The organism is Methylobacterium gregans (assembly GCF_022179245.1).
GTDB classification, from domain to species: domain Bacteria; phylum Pseudomonadota; class Alphaproteobacteria; order Rhizobiales; family Beijerinckiaceae; genus Methylobacterium; species Methylobacterium gregans.
In genome coordinates this window covers 36,245-52,592 of record NZ_BPQM01000008.1, presented here as the reverse complement: position 1 = coordinate 52,592, position 16,348 = coordinate 36,245, and the positions used below count along the sequence as shown (strand labels likewise).

The window sequence follows — 16,348 nt, the reverse complement described above, 5'->3', positions numbered from 1 at the left end:
CCGCTGGATCGGGCGTTCCGGGGTAGGTCCTCTGCACCCCCGGGGGGTCGCCAGGCGCGTTGCCGGACGTGGTGTCATGGGACCCAACGAACACCCTGTGGCACTTGCCCGAAAACGGCCGGGTTCTGCGGCCGATATCGGCGCCGAAGCGGTCCTCTGGGCAGAGACGCGCCCGGGATGGAAGGCCAGATGCCCCATCTCGCTCGAACGAGCGTACCGCCACGCTGAAACCGAACTCGCGTCCCTCCGTTTTCAGGCGATGAACGCGCATCTGCCCGCCCCATCTCCCGTCGTGCTGGTCGTCGAGGATGAATCCCTCGTCCGCATGGTTGCCGTCGATATCCTGGAGGACGAGGGCTTCACGATCTTGGAGGCGGCCAACGCCGATGAGGCGTGGGCCATCCTGGAAGGCCGTGCCGATATCGGCGTGCTGTTCACCGATGTGAACATGCCTGGGATGATGGACGGGCTCGCTCTCGCCACGCTGGTCGCGGAGCGTTGGCCGCATATCCGCCTGGTGATCACCTCTGGCAGGCGCGGGTTCGGCAATTCCGAGATGCCCGACAACGGGCAGTTCGTTCAGAAGCCCTACCGTCAGATCGACCTGATGAGCGCGATCGCGCACGCCGCCTGAGAAACGGTTCTCGGCAGGCTGGACCGGGTAGGACGACTTCAAGGTTCCGGACGCGCGTGACCGGGGGCTCGATCCCTCGTTGCAGGCCGCTTCGGGGTGGGAGACCGCCTCGCCGAGAACGCGCCGCATTTGCGGTCGCGGGCGGTAACGCCCGTGGAGTGGAGACTGGATCCCGGGCAGCCAAGCGCCGGACATGCCCGCCCGAACCGGGATGCCGGCCTCCCCTTGTCGGAATTGCTTCGAGGCCGCAATGGCCCCGCCGAACGCATGGCCGGCTGTCAACCACCGGGCGTCCAGTCGATCGCTGGCGTCTGTGAGAGGATGCGCCACGACAGGCTTCGCCCCCAGCACCGTTCGAATTTGCACCTCGCATTCTCCGAGCGAGGTGCAACCGCCAGAAAGGCGACCTTCGCCTCATGCAGGTCCAGGGGAGTCGTCGGTGCGGGCTTTCGTCGCTGATGAACTGCAATCTCACGATCAGATTGGATCGCGTTGATCGTGACGCCGCATAGCTCAAGGCCAGTAGGTCGAGATCCCATGGATCATCAGAAATATTGACGTCTTCGATCGATCTTTGCTCACTGTGCAGACATTTGCCAATAATATGCGCAACGCAATGGCCGCCCTGCAGCGCCTTTCGTCTTTGCCTCCGCATGCCGCCGCTCGACAATTGCCCCGTCTCTCCGTGGGAGTTCGTGAACGATGGGCCATCTTACGCGGCGCGGCTTCGTCGGATCTGCGGCGCTGCTTGCAGCCCCCGCGATCGTGCGGTCCGCCTTTGCGGCCGACACCGTGAAGCTCGGCTGCCTGTTCTCGTCGTCGGGCACGATGGCGAATATCGAGGGCCGGCTGAACCACGTCGTCCGCATGGCCGCCGACGAGATCAACGGCCGCGGCGGCGTCAACGGGCGCCGCATCGAGGTGCTGACCTCCGATCCCGCCTCCGACTGGCCGCTCTACGCGCAGATCGGCCGGCAGATGCTGCAGCAGGAGCGGGTGGCGGCCCTGTTCGGCTGCTGGACCTCAGTGTCGCGCAAGTCCGTCCTGCCGGTGGTCGAGCAGAACGACGGGCTGCTGTTCTACCCCCTGCATTTCGAGGGCGACGAGAACTCGAAGAACGTCGTCTACGTGAACTCGCCGCCCGCCAGTTCGGTGCTGCCGGCAGTCGATTACCTGATGGGCCCGGACGGCGTCGGCGCCAAGCGCTTCTTCATGATCGGCTCGGACTACGTCTGGCCGCGCACGATCAACAAGCAGCTCAAGGGCTACTGGAAGAGCAAGGGCATCCCCGAGAGCGCGTGGCGCGAGGAATACGTGCCCTTCGGCTTCTCGAACTTCCAGACCCTCGTGAACCAGGTGCGCAGCTTCGCCAGCCAGCCGGGCGGCCAGCCGATCGTCGTGCTCACCGTCGTCGGCTCGTCCATCCCGGACTTCCTGCGCGAGTTCGCCAACCAGGGGATCGCCGCCACCGACGTGCCGATCCTCGGCCTCGACATGGTGGAGGCCGATCTCGAAGGGCTCGATACGGGACAGCTCGTCGGCCACCTCAATTGCTGGGCCTATCTTCAGGCCGCCAAGGGCGAGCGGAACCAGAGATTCCTCGCCGACTGGGCCGCCTACGTAAAGGCGAAGGGCGTCCCCTTCAGCGCCGACACCGTGATCGACCCGATGGTCTCGGCCTATGACAGCGTCCATCTCTGGGCGCTGGCTGCCGCCAAGGCCGGCTCCTTCGCGGTGCCGGAGGTGCGCAAAGCCTTCGCGGGGCTCAGCTTCGCCGACCCTTCCGGCTACACCCTGACCATGACGGGGGAGAACAACTACGTCTCCCGCGGCGTCTTCATCGGCTCGGTCAACGAGCGGCGCGGCTTCGACGTGCTCTGGCAATCGCCCGACGCCCCGAAGCCGGTCCCGTTCAGCCCCTACGGCTGAGTGCGGGGCCCTGCGATGAATCGGGTCCGTGCCGTCCTCGCGGCGCTCGCGATGCTGGCGCTGCCGGCGCTGCCGGCCGCCGCCGCCCCCCTCGAACGGGCGGCGCTGGCGGCGGATCTCTGCGGCGACGCGGCCGCCCAGGCGCGCGGGGCGGAGGGCGTGGTGCGCGCCGCCGCCGACGCCTCGGCCGAGGATCTGAGAGCGGCCGGCCATCTGCTGGCGGCGCTCGCCGAGCGGCGCCTCGCCTGCGGGAGCGCGGGCGCCCTGCTGCTCGACCGCGCGGGCGCCCCGGACGGGCAGGACGCGCTCACCGGCGCGACACGGCCCGCCGCCGAGGCGCGCGCGCCGGTGCTCGGCCTGCGCCAGCGCGCCCTCGTGGAGACCGCGCGCGCCGCCGTCGCGCTCCTCACGGCCGAAAGCGTCGCCGCGCGCGCTGCCGGGCTTACCACCCTGGAGCGGCGCGCCGGCGCGGTTCCCGACGCGGTCCTGGAGCGGGCGCGGGACGCCGAGAGCGATCCCGGGTTGCGGGCCTCGATTGCGGGCGCGGCCCAGGCCGCCGCCCTGTCATCGGCCGATCCGGAGAAGCGCCGCACCGCGGTCGCGGCGGTGGCAGCCGCCCCCTCTGGGGCCTCCCTCGCGCGGCTCCGGGCCCTGCGGGGCGAGCCCGCCGCCGCGTCCGACCCGGCCTTCGCCCGGGCGCTCGACGCCGGCATCGCCTCGGTGGAGCGGGCGGTGCGGATCGGGGACGGCCTCGCGATTCTCTACAACGCCTTGAGCTTCGCCAGCATCCTGTTCATGGCCGCCGTGGGCCTCGCGATCATCTTCGGCCTGATGGGGGTGATCAACCTCGCCCAGGGCGAGTTCATCATGCTGGGCGCCTACGCCACCTGGGGCGTGCAGGAGGCCTTCCGGCACGTCGCGCCCGGCCTCCTCGATCTCTACCTCATCGCGGCGATCCCGGTGGCCTTCGGGGCGACGGCCCTCGTCGGCATCGCGGTCGAGGCCCTCGTCCTGCGCCACCTCTACCGGCGCCCGCTGATGAGCCTGCTCGCCACATGGGCGGTCAGCCTGTTCTTGGTGAACCTCGTGCGCGTCGCGGTCGGCACCCAGAACCTGCAATTCGCGATGCCGCCCTACGTCAGCGGTGGCGTGCCGCTCTACGCCGACTTCGTCGTCACCTGGAACCGGCTCTTCGCCATCCTGTTCGCGGCCGCGACCCTCGCCCTGACCCTGGTCGTCCTACGGCGCACGCCGCTCGGCCTCGACATCCGCGCCGTGACGCAGAACCGCGACATGGCGGCCTGCCTGGGACTGCCCACCCGCCGGATCGACCGCCTCGCCTTCGGCCTGGGCTCCGGGCTTGCCGGCCTCGCGGGCGTGGCGCTCTGCCCGATCTACAGTGTCAATCCCGGCATGGGCTCCGGCTTCGTCATCGACGCCTTCATGGTGGTGGTGCTCGGCGGTGTCGGCAGCCTTGCTGGCACGCTGGTGGCCGCCCTCGGGATCGGCGGCGCCAACGTGCTGATCGAGCCGCTCTCGGGCGCGGTCGCCGCGAAGGTCATCGTGCTCGTCGGCATCATCCTGTTCCTGCAGCGCCGGCCGGAAGGCCTGTTCGCGGCGAGGCGGCGGCGATGAGCGGCGCGGTGCAGACGGGTCTCGCCGCCTCCGCCCGCGTGCGGCGCGCGCCGCGCGATCCCCTAATCGCGGTCCTCGTCGGCCTCTGCCTCGCCGCCGCGATCGGCCTCGTGCTCGGCCGGCCCGCCCCCTACCTCGTCAACGCGGTGGGCCAGCTCGCCGCCTTCGCGATCCTGGCGGTCTCCCTCGATCTAATCTGGGGCTATCTCGGCATCCTGAGCCTGGGGCACGGGCTCTTCTTCGCGATCGGCGGCTACGTCTGCGCCATGCATCTCCTGGCGCACGGGACCGTCGTGACCGGCACGCTGCCGGATTTCGTGCAGTTCATGAGCTGGAAGGGCCTGCCGGCCTACTGGGCGGGCCTGGAGCACGCGCCCTACGCCCTCCTCCTGGCGCTCGGGCTCGCAGGGCTCGTCGCCTTCCTGTTCGGGCTCGTCGCGTTCCGCTCGCGCGTCAACGGCGTCTACTTCTCGATCATCAGCCAGGCGCTCGTCTACGTCGCGATGCTGCTGATGTACCGCAACGACACCGGGCTCGGCGGCAACAACGGCATGACGGGCTTCCCGCTGCTCTTCGGCTGGCCGATGGGCTCGGCCGGCGCGGTCACCGGCCTCGCGGTGGCGGCGCTCCTCGCCCTGGCGGCGGTGCTCGCGGGCACGCGCCTACTCGTCGGCAGCGCGCTCGGGCGCCGGATGCTCGCCTGCCGCGACGACGAGACCCGGCTGCGCACGCTCGGCTACGCCACCACCCGGCTGAAGCTCCAGGTCTGGTGCCTTTCGGCGATGATCGCCGCGCTCGCCGGCATCCTCTACGTGCCGCAGGTCGGCATCATCAACCCGCGGGTGCTCGCGCCAGATCTCTCGATCGAGATCGCCGTCTGGGTGGCGATCGGCGGGATGGGCCGGCTCGGCGGCGCGGTGATCGGCGCCGTCCTCGTCAACGCGCTGAAGTTCTGGCTGAGCGCCGCGATGCCGGAGGCGTGGCCCTTCCTCCTCTCGGGCCTCGTCCTCCTCGTCGTACTGGTCCTGCCGAACGGGCTCCTCGACCTCGCGGGCCTGCGCCTGCGGCCGACCTGGGCGCGGGGCGCCCGATGAGCGCTCTCGTCGTCGATGGGCTGACCGTCGCCTTCGGCCGCTTCCGGGCGCTCGACGCGCTCTCGCTCGCCGTCGATCCCGGCGAGGTCCGCGCCGTGATCGGCCCGAACGGGGCCGGAAAGACCACGCTGCTCGACGTGATCTCCGGCATCACCAAGCCGGTCTCGGGCCGGGTGATGCTCGGCGACCGGCTCGACCTCACGCGGATCTCGGAGGCCGCGATCGCGCGGGCCGGGGTGCGGCGCAAGTTCCAGAAGCCCAGCGTCTTCCCCGCGCTCACCGTGCGCGAGAACCTCGCGATCGGCTGCGGGCCGGAGCTCGCCCCGGGCCTGCGCGCGGAGCGGATCGCGGCGGTGCTCGGCGAGGTCGGCCTCAATCCTCGCGCCGCAGTGCCGGCTGGCGCGCTCGCCCACGGCGAGAAGCAGTGGCTGGAGATCGGCATGGTGCTGGCCGCCGAGCCCAGGCTCCTGCTCCTCGACGAGCCGGTGGCCGGGCTCTCCGACGCCGAGACCCGGCGCACCGCCGAGCTGATCGGGCGCCTGCGCCGGCCCGACCGCGCGATCCTGGTGATCGAGCACGACATGGGCTTCGTGGAGGCCATCGCCGACAAGGTGACGGTGCTGCACGAGGGCCGCACCCTCTACGAGGGTGGGATGCGGGGCGCCCGGGAGGATGCCCGCGTGATCGAGGTCTTCCTCGGCCGATGATGAACGCGACCGCACCCGCCGCCCTCGCCGTCGAGGGCCTCGACCAGCATTACGGCAGCGCCCAGGTGCTGCGCGGCGTCGGCCTCGCGATCGAGCCCGGGGCCTGCCTCGCCGTGCTCGGCCGCAACGGCGCCGGCAAGACCACCCTGCTGCGCTGCCTCGCCGGCCTGATCCCGGCGAGCCGCGGCGCGGTCCGCCTCGACGGGACCGACGTGACGCGCTTTGCCCCCGACCGGCGCGCGCGCGCAGGGCTCGCCTACGTCCCGCAGGGGCGCGAGATCTTCCCCGACCTCTCGGTCGCCGAGAACCTGCGGGTCGCCGCCCGCGCGCACGGGCTGGAGCGGACCGACGCGGTGGACGAGGCCGCCGCCCTGTTCCCGGCTCTCCGCGGCCTCTGGGGGCGGCCCGGCGGCAACCTCTCGGGCGGGCAGCAGCAGCAGCTCGCCATCGCCCGCGCGCTGGCGACCCGCCCCCGCGCGCTCCTCCTCGACGAGCCGACGGAGGGGATCCAGCCCTCGATCGTCGCGGCGATCGAGACTGTGATCGCCGGGCTGAAGGGCCGGATCACCGTGCTCCTGGTCGAGCAGTATCTCGATTTCGCGCTCTCGGTCGCCGACGCCGTGGTGGTCCTCTCCCGCGGCAGCGTCGTCGAGCGCGGCGCGCGCGGGACCCTGAGCCACGCCGACCTCTCGCGCCACATCGCCGTCTAGCTTCCCCCGAGGAGACCCCCGTGCCCACGCATCACGAGATCCCCGCCACGCCCGAGACGATGGTGCTCGGCTATTTCGACGCCGCGCTCGCGCCCGTGCTCACCGTCGAGTCCGGCGACACCGTCACCCTGCACTCGCACCCGGCGGGCGGGCGCGAGTCGCTCCACCCCGACCCGGCCCGGGTGCCGGCCGACCTCACGGTGGCGCTCGACAGGCTGAAGCCCGGGCCCGGCCCGCACTTCGTCACCGGCCCGGTCCGCGTGCGCGGCGCGGAACCGGGCGACATGCTGCAGGTCGACATCCTCGACCTCAAGTTCCGCCTCGACTGGGGCTTCGTGGCGATCCTGCCGCTGCTCGGCACCCTGCCGGACGAGTTCACCGACTACGAGACGGTGCACGCCGACATCGACGTCGCGCGCGGGGTCTGCCGCTTGCCCTGGGGCACGGAACTGCCGCTCGACCCGTTCTTCGGCATCCTCGGCACCGCCCCGCCCGCCGCCTGGGGCCGGGTCGGCACGCCGGTGCCGCGGGCCTTCGGCGGCAACATGGACAACAAGGAGATGCGGGTCGGCACCAGCCTCTTCCTCCCGGTGTTCAACCCCGGGGCCGGCTTCTACGCGGGCGACGGGCACGGCGTGCAGGGCGACGGCGAGGTCTGCATCACCGCGCTGGAGACCGGGCTGACCGGCACCTTCCGGCTCACCGTGCGCAAGGATCTCCCGGGCGCGTGGCCCTTCGCCGAGACCCCGACCGACCTGATGTCGATCGGCCTGCACGAGAGCCTTGACGAGGCGATGCGCCAAGCCGTGCGCGAGATGGTGCGCCTCGTCTGCGCGCGCACGAACCTCACCCGCAACCAAGCCTACATGCTCTGCTCACTCGCCGGGAACCTGCGCATCACGCAGACGGTGGACGGCAACAAGGGCGTGCACATGCTGATGCCGAAGGCGGCGCTCGCGCCGAAGGGTTGAGCCGAGGGCGGTGTCGGGGCCTCCCCTGGAGGAGGTCCCGCGCCGCGTCCGGTGTCGTTGGCCGCCACACATCCTCAGTTCGCCGTCCGCACGAACGCGAAGCGGCCCACGCAGGCCTCGGCCCCGCGATGGCGCGGGCCGGGCCGCGGCGGCGCCGTCCGGTCGGACGGGACGGACCGCGCCGCCAGAGCCGCGCGCAGCCGCTGCACCTCTGCCCGCAGGGCCGCGTTCTCCCGCTCCGCCCGGTCGAGCCGGGCGACCCCCGCGGGCTTGAGCCCGCCGAGCCGCCGCCGCCAGCGGTAGAACGTCCCGAGCGAGACATGGGCGCTCGCGCAGATCTCGGCGATCGGTATACCGCGCTCGGCCTCGCCCAGCAGGAAGGCGATCTCCTCGTCCGTGTGCAGGGATCGACGCATACAGGACCTCCCGGTTCGACAGTCGCGAGTGCACCCCTCGGTTGTGGGCGAGCAAGAAGCGGACCGCCCGATCCGGCAATTTTGACGTTTAGCGGCGGCGGCGCCCGCCGGACGGGCCGGCGGGCGCCGATTTGCGCAAGGGCCGGCCGGCCTGCAGCCCATTTCACCTTGGGATTTCAAACACCACGCCGGACAATCCTCGGGCGAGCGACGCCGCCTGAGGAGTTCCGATGGACCCCACGCCGACACCCGACAGCTCCGCCGATCCGAAGACTGCCCCCGTGCAGCTCGCGCTGCGCGGGATCCGCAAGAGCTTCCAGGCCAAGGCCGGCCCGGTCCCGGTTCTCGACGGTCTGAGCTTCGACATCCACGAGCGCGACTTCGTCAGCATTATCGGCCCGTCGGGCTGCGGCAAGACCACGGTCTTCAACGTCATCGCGGGGCTGCTCGAACCGGATGCCGGCACGATGCTGTTCCGCGGGCGGCCTGTGCCGGGCCTGCGCGGCCGGGTCGGCTACATGATGCAGAAGGATCTGCTGTTCCCCTGGCGCACGGTGCTGCAGAACGTGATGCTGGGCCTGGAGATGAAGGGCACGGACCCGCGCGAGGCCACCGACACCGCCCGCCGCTACCTCGCCCAGTTCGGCCTCGGCGGCTTCGAGAACGCCTATCCGAAGACCCTCTCGGGCGGCATGCGCCAGCGCGCGGCGCTGATCCGGACGCTCATCATGGATCCGGACATCCTGCTCCTCGACGAGCCGTTCTCGGCGCTCGACTACCAGACCCGCCTCTATCTTGAGGGCGTGCTGCTCGACGCGGTGGAGCGCTTCGGCAAGACGGTGGTCCTCGTCACCCACGACATCGACGAGGCGGTGGCGCTGTCGAAGCGCGTCGTGGTGCTGGGCGGGCGGCCCTCGCGGGTGAAGAACGTGCACGCGATCGAACTCGGCGACCGCTCGCCGATCGGCGCGCGCAGCGACCCGCGCTTCTCCGAGTATTTCCACACCCTGTGCGGCGAGCTGGACATCCAGACCCGCGCGGGATCCGCCTCCACCGCCCGCGCCGAGGCCGCCTGATGACGACGCACGCCCTGAAATCCGCCGCGGCGCCCGAGGCCGAGCGCCCCGCCGCGCTCCGCCGCGGCCCCGGCCCGCTCGCCCGGGCGGTCGACACCACCCTCGGCCGCGGCCTGATCCAGGCCGCCGCGGTGGCCGTGTTCTTCGCCGCCTGGGAGATCGCGGTCGATGCCGGCTGGCTCACCGAGTTCCTGGTCGGCGCACCGTCCGGAATCTGGCGCGTCTTCCGTGCGAGCCTGATGGACGGCAGCCTCGCGGTCGACACCTGGTACACCCTGGTCGAGGCTATCCTGGGCTTCGTCATTGGCACGGCTCTCGGCTCTCTGGCGGGCCTCGGGCTCTGGTACTCGGTCCTCGTCGCCCGGGTGGTCGAGCCCTTCATCGTGGCGATCAACTCGGTGCCCAAGATCGCGCTCGCGCCGATCGTGATCCTGTGGTTCGGCACCGGCTTCGTCTCGAAGGTGGCGCTCGCGGTCTCGCTCACCGCGCTGGTCGCGCTCATCGCCGCCTATCAGGCCGCGCGCGACGCCGACCCGGATCTGCAGGCGCTGATGGCCTCGATGGGCGCTACGAAGAATCGGATCTTCCGCTCGGTCATCGTGCCGTCCACGCTGCCGGCGATCATCGGGATGTTCCGGATCAATATCGGCTTCGCGCTGGTCGGCGCGGTGGTGGGCGAGTTCATCTCGTCCCAGCGCGGCCTCGGGCACCTGATCTACAACGCCTCGTCCCTCTACGACCTCAATACGGTCTGGGTCGGGCTGTTCGTGCTGATGTTCGTCGGCTTCGTCCTCTACCACGTCATCGACGTCGTCGAGCGCCGGATCCTGCCCTGGCGCCAGGTCTCGACCGCGGGCGGCATCCAGGTCTGACGCCTCTCCTCCCCTTCGTCCCCTCAGCCCAGGATCTGTCCCGATGAAGCCGCTGCGTCCCGCCCTGCTCGCCGCATTCCTCGCCTGCGCGAGCCCGCTGCCCGCGCTCGCCGCCAACCTGAAGGCCACGGTCTCCCAGGCCTTCCAGTCGATGCTCTACCTGCCGCTCTACGTCGCCATGGACGAGGGGCTGTTCGAGAAGGCCGGCATCGACGTCACCAAGGAGACCGCGGGCGCGCCGAGCGTCGCGCTCTCCGCCGTGATCTCGAAAAGCGCGCAGTTCTCGATCCACGGGCCCGAATGGACCGCGGTCGCGGCCTCCAAGGGCGCGCCCGTCAACGTGGTCGCCAACGTCGTCAACGGCGCCGCGGTCTGGATCGCCACGGCGCCGGACTTCCCCTGGACCGACGTGAAGAGCCTGAAGGGCCAGACCATCGTCACCGGCCTGATGCCGACCACCAGCACCTCGCTCTTCCTGAAGCTCCTGAAGGAGAACGGGATGAGCAAGGACGACGTGACGCTCACGCAGGTCGCGCTCGGCACCGAGCCGGGGCCGTTCCTGGCCGGCCAGGCCAAGGTCGCGGTGATGTACGAGCCCGGCCTCGATCAGGTCGTCGCCAAGGGCATGAAGGTGGTGCTGGGCTTTCCCGAGAAGTACGGGCCCTACGCCTTCTCGGCGGTGAGCGCCCGCAGGGACGTCGACCCGGCCGTCGCCCAGGCCTTCGTCAACGGCATGCAGGCGGCGATCCGGCTGATGCACGCCGAGCCTGCAAAAGCCGTGGCGGTCGCCAAGAAGCAGTTCCCGACCCTCGATCCGGCCGTGGTCGAGGCGGCGGTGAAGCGCATGATGAACGAGAAGGTCTATCCCGACAGCGTGGACATCACCCAGGAGGCGATGACCCTGGGCCTGGACACGCAGATTGCGCTGGGCAACCTCGCGGCCCAGCCCGATTACGCCACCTTCGTGCGGCGCGACTTCATCACGAAGGCGACGGCCGGCAATTGAGGAGCTGACGCGACCGTGTCGATGCACGAAATCGGCCTCGTCGAGGCGGTCCTGGCGATCCGCGCCGGCCGCCTCGACCCGGAGGCCTACGCCGCCGCCCTCCGTACGCGGGCACGGCAACTCGATCCCATCCTGCGCGCCTTCACCGTCCTGGCCGAGCCCGGCGCGCCGGCGGAGGGGCCGCTCGGGGGCATCCCGGTCGCCGTGAAGGACATCGTGGCGACCCGCGACCTGCCGACCGCGAACGGCTCGGCGATCGACGCGGATCACGTCCCGGAGGCGGATGCCTGGGTGGTGGCGCGCCTGCGCGATCTCGGCGCCGCGGTCCTGGGCAAGACCGTCACCACGGAGTTCGCGTGGCGCCATCCCGGCCCGACCCACAACCCCTGGCGGCTGGGGCACACGCCGGGCGGCTCGTCGAGCGGCTCGGCCGCCGCCGTCGCGGCGGGGCTCGCGCCGCTGGCGCTCGGCAGCCAGACCTTCGGCTCGGTGATCCGGCCGGCCGCCTTCTGCGGCGTCGTCGGGCTGAAGCCGAGCTACGGCGCGATCCCCCGGACCGGCGTGCATCCGCTCGCCGGATCCCTCGATCATGTCGGCCTGTTCACCCGCTCGGTCACCGACGCGGCCTTCGCCCTCGCGCTGCTCGCGGGCGCGAGCGACGCGGACCCGCACGGGCAGCCCCTGCCGCCGTTCCGCATCGACCCGGAGCAGGGCGTCGAGCCGCTTGCGGCCCCCCGCCTCGCCCTGGTCCGGATCGGACCCTGGGATCAGGCCGAGCCGGCGGCGCTCGCCTGCCTGGAGGCCGCCGCGGAACGGTTCCGGGCGGCCGGCGGTCGCGTCGAGAGCCTCGCCCTGCCCGCCTCCTTCGACGGGGCGGCCGAGGCGGCGCGCACGATTCTGGCCTGCGAGGCTTCCGCCATCTACGCGCCGCTGGTCTCCGGCCACCCGGACAAGGTCAGCGCACCGCTGCGGGACCTCGTGGACGAGGGCGCCGGCATCCCGGCCGGCCGCTACATCGCGGCGCGGCAGCTCCAGGCGGAGCTGCGCACCGGGTTCGGTGCGGCGGTCGCCGGCTTCGACGCGCTGCTCACGCTTCCGGCGCCCGGTGCCGCGCCGGAGGGTCTCGCCTACACGGGCGACCCCTCCTTCTGCGTGCCCTTCACCTATCTCGGCGTGCCCTGCCTCACCCTCCCGGCGGGCGATGCGCGGGGCCTGCCGCTTGGCATCCAGCTCGTCGCGCCCTACCGCAACGATCTGCGCCTGCTGCGGATCGCGCGCTGGTGCGAGACGGTCCTCGACCGCCCTCGGCGCTTCCCCGCTCTCTGATTTCCTGTCCGATACCCCGGCGCGCGGCTGCGCAGCCAGAAGGTTGTTCCATGCTCTCCCTGCTGTCCCTGCGCGCCGGCATCGAGGCGGGCACCCTCACGCAAGCGGGCGCGCTCGCGCTGGTGCGCGAGGCGATCGCGGCGCGCGAGCCGGATGTCGGGGCCCTCGTCAGCCTCGATCCGGACCCCGTCGTGCCGACCAAAGGCCCGCTTGCCGGCATCGCCTTCGGGGTGAAGGACGTGATCGACACGGCCGACCTGCCGACCCAGATGGGCTCGGCGGTCTACGCGGGCTGGCGTCCGCGGGCCGACGCGCCGGCGGTGGCGCGGCTGCGGGCGCTCGGTGGCGTGGCGCTCGCCAAGACGACGACGACCGCCTTCGCGTTCATGGACCCCACCGAGACGCGAAACCCGAACGCGCCGGGCCGCACGCCGGGCGGCTCCTCGGCGGGCTCGGCCGCGGCGGTCGCGGCCGGGATGCTGCCGCTGGCGCTCGGCACCCAGACCGGCGGCTCGGTGATCCGGCCGGCAGCCTTCTGCGGGGCCGTGGGCGTCAAGCCCTCGTTCCGCCTTCTGCCGACTGTCGGGATGAAGTGCTTTTCCTGGACCCTCGACACGCTCGGGCTGTTTACGGCGAGCGTCGCGGACGCCGCTCACGCGCTGGCGCTCCTGACCGACCGGCCCGATATCGAGCGGCTCGACGACGCACCGCCCCGCATCGGTCTCCTCGTGCCGGATTTCTGCCCGAGCCCGGACCCCGACGGCCTCGCCGCGCTCCGGCGGGCGGCAGAGGCCGCCGAGGCGTTCGGCGCGCCGGTACGGGACCTCTCGCTGCCGAGCCTCTACCGGGAGGCCTTCGGGCTGCACGGCACGATCCAGGATTTCGAGGGAATCCGTGCACTCGCCTGGGAACACACCCATCACCGCGCGGCGCTTCCCCCGCTGTTGCGCGCACAGCTGGACGCGGCGGGCACGATCCCGGTCGCGGCCTACGATGCGGCGCGGCGGGTGGTCCGCGCAGCGCGGCGAGATTTTCGCACTGTGCTGAAGGATGAGGGCGTCGACGTCGTGCTCACCCTGCCGGCGCCGGGTGTGGCGCCTCACGGCTACGGCTCGACGGGCGACTCGCGCTTCAACCGGCTCTGGACGCTCCTCGGCGTACCCTGTGTGACAGTCCCGGTGCCCGGCGACGGACCGCCGCTCGGCGTGCAGATGGTCGCCCCGTTCGGTGAGGATGCCCACGCGCTCGCAGCCGCAGCCTTCGTCGAGCGGGCCCTGTCACGCTGAAGACCGCGCTGGCGCAGCGCTCGCTGACCGGTTCGTCGGGAACGGACCTTCGGAGCGATCCCTCTGGATATGCGGAAGGGGTTGCTCCGCGATTTCCGAAGACGTCGCGGCGAACGTCTCCTCGCGCCTGATCCGAGCCCGGAAGCGGCCGGACTGCTTTCGGCCGCGATCGGTCGTTCCGGGCCAATCAGCGAGCCGATAAGCAGACCTTCCGAAGACCCGAACAGGGTCAGCAGTGTGGGTTGCACAAGTACGGATGAAACGCCGGAGCGGGGTGGTAAGCCGGGCGGGATGCCGCAGCCCTCACGGCCGCCGGCTTCCCCCGCGGGCGCCGGGCTGCGGCCTATGCGCTGTCCTGTTGGGCGGGATGCACCCCGGCTGCGGTTGCTATGAGAACGGCCTGAGGAAGCGTATGGGCACCGAGCGCCTCCATCAACCGAGCCCGATGGATCTCCACTGTGCGCGGGCTCAGGCCCAGCGCGCGGCCGATGGTCTTGTTGGTACCGCCCGCGAGCAAACCCTCCAGCACTGCGCGCTCGCGCGCCGACAGAGCCGCGACCCGATCATGGGCCACGTCGCGCGCACGTGTTTGGTTGGCGGCGCCGCGGATCTCGGCCAGCGCGGTCTTGACCGCGAACAGCAGCCCTTCCGACGTCCAGGGGGACTCGAGAAAGTCGACCGCTCCCGCCTTCATGGCGCGGACCCCGAAGCCGACGTCGCCCCCGCTCGTGCCGACCGCGACGACGGGCAGGTGCGCGCGTGCGGGTCTCAGCGCACTTGCAAGCACAAAGCTGCCGGCTTCCTGCAGGTCGAGCACGACGCAGCCCGGCATCAGCGAGCCCGCCAACTTGAGGAAGGCCTGAGTGTTCGCGAAGGCCTGCACCTCGTACCCACCGCCCTTTAGGGCGCCAACGAGGCCGCGCCGGGCCTCATCCCCGACCGCGACCACGTAGGCGCGCAGGCCGGTGTCGTTGGTGACGTCCTGCGCAATCCCGCCCACCATTCGGACGTGACCATCGACCGCCGGGATCGGGAAGAAGGTGTCCCGGATGCGGCGCACCGCGCCGTCCGAGGCGCGCTGGATCCGGTACTCCAACACGAGCGTTTCACCCCCACCGACGCGTTCCAGCGCCCGTGCGGCGGCGTCGCGGTCCTCCGGGTGAACGCTGGCAAGCCAACTGGCGACGTTTGGCATGTCCTCGGTGGCCATGCCCCAGACCTGCGTGAAAGCCGGGCTGAGGTAATCGAGCCGCCCATTCTTCAGGTCGGCGAGCCAGAGGACGTTCGTCGTGTGCTCGGCGAAGCGCCGGAAGCGCTCTTCACTCTCGCGTAGGGCCGCCTCGGCCTGATGGCGTTCGGTGACGTCGAGGGAGACCGCAAGCCCACCAACGATGGAGCCCGTCCCATCGCGCAGGGCGCTGACGACGTTGCGCACCCACACTGCCGTGCCATCCGGACGCAGGTATCGCTTCTCGATGGTGAAGGATGCGCCAGCCGCCATGGCGCGCCGATAGAGGGGCTCGTTGAACGCCCAGTCGTCCGGGTGGGTCAGCTCCTGCACGGTGCGGCCGAGCAGTTCGCCGCGAGTGCGCCCCAGGATCTCGCAATAGCGTTCGTTGGCGAAGCTCATCCGGTGGCCGGCATCGACGATGACGATGCCGGCCTCGGCCTGCTCGGCCACGGCTGGAAAGCGCTCCTCACTCTCGCGCAGCGCCTCGTCCGCGGTGCGCCGCTCGATCAGATCCACGGCCTGCCGGTGCTGCGAGATGATGACCGCCGCGGTCTGGGTCAGGGCGGCGGCCAGTTCGTGATCCCGGGGCGTGGCCTCACGCGGATCGCGGAAGTACATGGCGAAGGTGCCAACGACCCGCCCCGCTGCAGCTTCGGCCGGGAACGACCAGACGGCCCGGAAACCGTACTCTTCGGCCAACCAGAGCCACGGCTGCCAGCGTGGCTCCTTCCTGACGTCGACGGTGATCACCGGCTGGCCGGTGAATACCGCCAGGCCGCAAGCCAGTGAGTCCGGCCCGATCTTGAAGGCTCCCACGGACAGGGCATAGGGCTCGGGCATGCCGATGACGTGCTGCAGCCCGGTGCCGCCAGGGTCGGCAAGGTAGAAGGCGCAGCGAAGGTCGCTGCCGGTCCGGGAGCAGGCAGTGTCCACGAGGATGCCGAGGGATTCGGCGAGCGGCGCGCCGCCGACGGCGGCCCGAAAGGCGTCGGTTTGCGCCGAAAGCCATTCCGCGGGCTCGATCGGACTGCCGAATGCGTAGGAGCCGTCCGAGGCTTGGAACACGTTGTCCGATATGTGGTCCATGGTCATCCAAGGCATATCGAGCGGCGGGCAGCGTGTGCCGAGCGGCAGCGTGGGCTGGATGCGCGGACGCCCCGCCGAAGGTGTTGTTTGTTAGGTCTTCTCGCGGGGACGGACCATAACCTGGGAGAGTAACGCGTCGGTGTCCTCGGTCGTAGCTTCGAAGGCCATCTTGTCATCGAAGGCTGCTTGCTCCGCCACCTCCGCTGTCGAGCGGGAAGAGAAGCTTCCGGGAACCCGTTGGCGTGGACGTTCACGGCAGGCGCCCCGATCTGATGGAGGTGGGCCCTAGCGGAACGGTCCGAGAGCCGTTGGTCTCATCCCGCGTGAATGGTTCGGCGCGTCTTGCCGGCCATCGCGGTGAGGAACCGG

14 protein-coding genes are annotated in these 16,348 nt (G+C 71.1%); 12 read left to right on the top strand and 2 right to left on the bottom strand.

Annotation, left to right across the window (positions count from 1 at the left end; all coding sequences use genetic code 11):
* The first annotated feature begins 76 nt into the window (after positions 1-76).
* The 7 genes from MFF54_RS02145 to MFF54_RS02115 all read left to right on the top strand — a co-directional run bounded on the left by MFF54_RS02145 (position 77) and on the right by MFF54_RS02115 (position 7,680).
* Entirely contained in the window at positions 77-634 is a 558-nt protein-coding gene (locus MFF54_RS02145) for a response regulator (protein WP_370880277.1), read from the top strand.
* 702 nt (positions 635-1,336) lie between these two features.
* Complete coding sequence (locus MFF54_RS02140; protein ID WP_238300900.1) at positions 1,337-2,563, top strand: transporter substrate-binding protein; 1,227 nt, start codon at positions 1,337-1,339, stop codon at positions 2,561-2,563.
* A 15-nt stretch (positions 2,564-2,578) separates the two neighbouring features.
* Complete coding sequence (gene urtB, locus MFF54_RS02135; protein ID WP_238300899.1) at positions 2,579-4,198, top strand: urea ABC transporter permease subunit UrtB; 1,620 nt, start codon at positions 2,579-2,581, stop codon at positions 4,196-4,198.
* Complete coding sequence (gene urtC / locus MFF54_RS02130) at positions 4,195-5,292, top strand: urea ABC transporter permease subunit UrtC (RefSeq protein ID WP_238300897.1); 1,098 nt, start codon at positions 4,195-4,197, stop codon at positions 5,290-5,292. The genes urtB and urtC overlap by 4 nt, the downstream gene beginning before the upstream one ends.
* Positions 5,289-5,999 (top strand): ABC transporter ATP-binding protein, encoded by a 711-nt coding sequence (locus MFF54_RS02125; protein ID WP_238300894.1) that lies wholly within the window; start codon positions 5,289-5,291, stop codon positions 5,997-5,999. The genes urtC and MFF54_RS02125 overlap by 4 nt, the downstream gene beginning before the upstream one ends.
* Positions 5,996-6,709, top strand: coding sequence for an urea ABC transporter ATP-binding subunit UrtE (gene urtE / locus MFF54_RS02120; RefSeq protein WP_238300893.1), 714 nt, complete (start codon positions 5,996-5,998; stop codon positions 6,707-6,709). The genes MFF54_RS02125 and urtE overlap by 4 nt, the downstream gene beginning before the upstream one ends.
* A 20-nt stretch (positions 6,710-6,729) precedes the next feature.
* Positions 6,730-7,680, top strand: a complete 951-nt coding sequence (locus MFF54_RS02115; RefSeq protein WP_238300891.1) for an acetamidase/formamidase family protein — start codon at positions 6,730-6,732, stop codon at positions 7,678-7,680.
* A gap of 74 nt (positions 7,681-7,754) precedes the next feature.
* Here MFF54_RS02115 and MFF54_RS02110 read toward each other — a convergent pair whose 3' ends face one another.
* On the bottom strand, positions 7,755-8,096 hold the full coding sequence (locus tag MFF54_RS02110; protein ID WP_238300890.1) for a transposase: 342 nt from the start codon (positions 8,094-8,096) through the stop codon (positions 7,755-7,757).
* A gap of 230 nt (positions 8,097-8,326) precedes the next feature.
* On the opposite strand from MFF54_RS02110, the gene MFF54_RS02105 reads away from it, so the two are divergent.
* From MFF54_RS02105 to MFF54_RS02085, 5 genes are read left to right on the top strand one after another with little or no spacing between them, the layout of a single operon-like run.
* Positions 8,327-9,172, top strand: coding sequence for an ABC transporter ATP-binding protein (locus tag MFF54_RS02105; RefSeq protein WP_238300889.1), 846 nt, complete (start codon positions 8,327-8,329; stop codon positions 9,170-9,172).
* The gene (locus tag MFF54_RS02100; protein ID WP_238300888.1) at positions 9,172-10,044 is read left to right on the top strand and encodes an ABC transporter permease; all 873 of its coding nucleotides are present in this window, start codon (positions 9,172-9,174) and stop codon (positions 10,042-10,044) included. The genes MFF54_RS02105 and MFF54_RS02100 overlap by 1 nt, the downstream gene beginning before the upstream one ends.
* A gap of 43 nt (positions 10,045-10,087) precedes the next feature.
* A complete protein-coding gene (locus MFF54_RS02095) occupies positions 10,088-11,050 on the top strand; it encodes an ABC transporter substrate-binding protein (RefSeq protein ID WP_238300887.1) in 963 nt (320 codons plus the stop codon).
* 21 nt (positions 11,051-11,071) lie between these two features.
* Positions 11,072-12,376, top strand: coding sequence for an amidase (locus MFF54_RS02090; RefSeq protein WP_238300939.1), 1,305 nt, complete (start codon positions 11,072-11,074; stop codon positions 12,374-12,376).
* Positions 12,377-12,426: 50 nt separating this feature from the next.
* Positions 12,427-13,662, top strand: a complete 1,236-nt coding sequence (locus MFF54_RS02085) for an amidase family protein (RefSeq protein ID WP_238300886.1) — start codon at positions 12,427-12,429, stop codon at positions 13,660-13,662.
* Between the two features lie 343 nt (positions 13,663-14,005).
* On the opposite strand, the gene MFF54_RS02080 is transcribed toward MFF54_RS02085, so the two are convergent.
* Entirely contained in the window at positions 14,006-15,985 is a 1,980-nt protein-coding gene (locus MFF54_RS02080; protein WP_238300884.1) for a PAS domain S-box protein, read from the bottom strand.
* Positions 15,986-16,348: the final 363 nt, after the last annotated feature.

What these genes read in the sequence shown, in the direction of transcription:
- MFF54_RS02145 (WP_370880277.1), top strand. Translation starts at nt 77, where the DNA reads ATGGGACCCAACGAACACCCTGTGGCACTTGCCCGAAAACGGCCGGGT.
- MFF54_RS02140 (WP_238300900.1), top strand. Translation starts at nt 1,337, where the DNA reads ATGGGCCATCTTACGCGGCGCGGCTTCGTCGGATCTGCGGCGCTGCTT.
- urtB (WP_238300899.1), top strand. Translation starts at nt 2,579, where the DNA reads ATGAATCGGGTCCGTGCCGTCCTCGCGGCGCTCGCGATGCTGGCGCTG.
- urtC (WP_238300897.1), top strand. Translation starts at nt 4,195, where the DNA reads ATGAGCGGCGCGGTGCAGACGGGTCTCGCCGCCTCCGCCCGCGTGCGG.
- MFF54_RS02125 (WP_238300894.1), top strand. Translation starts at nt 5,289, where the DNA reads ATGAGCGCTCTCGTCGTCGATGGGCTGACCGTCGCCTTCGGCCGCTTC.
- urtE (WP_238300893.1), top strand. Translation starts at nt 5,996, where the DNA reads ATGATGAACGCGACCGCACCCGCCGCCCTCGCCGTCGAGGGCCTCGAC.
- MFF54_RS02110 (WP_238300890.1), bottom strand. Translation starts at nt 8,096, where the DNA reads ATGCGTCGATCCCTGCACACGGACGAGGAGATCGCCTTCCTGCTGGGC.
- MFF54_RS02105 (WP_238300889.1), top strand. Translation starts at nt 8,327, where the DNA reads ATGGACCCCACGCCGACACCCGACAGCTCCGCCGATCCGAAGACTGCC.
- MFF54_RS02100 (WP_238300888.1), top strand. Translation starts at nt 9,172, where the DNA reads ATGACGACGCACGCCCTGAAATCCGCCGCGGCGCCCGAGGCCGAGCGC.
- MFF54_RS02095 (WP_238300887.1), top strand. Translation starts at nt 10,088, where the DNA reads ATGAAGCCGCTGCGTCCCGCCCTGCTCGCCGCATTCCTCGCCTGCGCG.
- MFF54_RS02090 (WP_238300939.1), top strand. Translation starts at nt 11,072, where the DNA reads ATGCACGAAATCGGCCTCGTCGAGGCGGTCCTGGCGATCCGCGCCGGC.
- MFF54_RS02085 (WP_238300886.1), top strand. Translation starts at nt 12,427, where the DNA reads ATGCTCTCCCTGCTGTCCCTGCGCGCCGGCATCGAGGCGGGCACCCTC.
- MFF54_RS02080 (WP_238300884.1), bottom strand. Translation starts at nt 15,985, where the DNA reads ATGACCATGGACCACATATCGGACAACGTGTTCCAAGCCTCGGACGGC.